This window comes from Pseudoalteromonas sp. S2893, assembly GCF_005887105.1.
Taxonomy (GTDB): domain Bacteria; phylum Pseudomonadota; class Gammaproteobacteria; order Enterobacterales; family Alteromonadaceae; genus Pseudoalteromonas; species Pseudoalteromonas atlantica.
Genome location: NZ_PNCY01000084.1, coordinates 1 through 442 on the forward strand (window position 1 = coordinate 1; position 442 = coordinate 442).

Below are 442 nucleotides of genomic sequence, written 5' to 3' on the forward strand. Positions count from 1 at the left end.
GTAATACCAATTCGCTTAATTAAGTGATCTATTTTGAGGGTGGAAAAACGTGTCGGTATTACGTAAAGGCAGGTATTTCACTTTTCTGCAGACGTAAAAAAGCCCGGCTCTTTCGAGTCGGGCTTTCTTGTATTTGGAGCCTGGCGATGTCGTAGTGCCCACAGCGGTAGAGAGTCACATAGCAAATGCTACACTATCATTGTGTCGGGGCGGCCTTCCGTGGGGCTCGCCTTCGAGCTGTTTTACTTCTCTGATGAGTTAGCCATGGGTCTGGCTATTTATTAAATCCCAGACAGCAAAAAACCCGTTACATCGCTGTAACGGGTTTCTCTTATTTGAAGCCTGGCAATGTCCTACTTTCACATAGCAAATGCTACACTATCATCGGCGCTGTTTCGTTTCACTACTGTGTTCGCGATGCGGTCAGGTGGGTCCAAAACGC

The 442-nt window shown here is 47.1% G+C and carries 1 rRNA gene; it reads right to left on the bottom strand.

The annotated features are described in order from the left end of the window. Positions 1-340: 340 nt before the first annotated feature. A 5S ribosomal RNA gene (rrf, locus tag CWC04_RS20110) occupies positions 341-442 on the bottom strand; the annotation flags it as partial.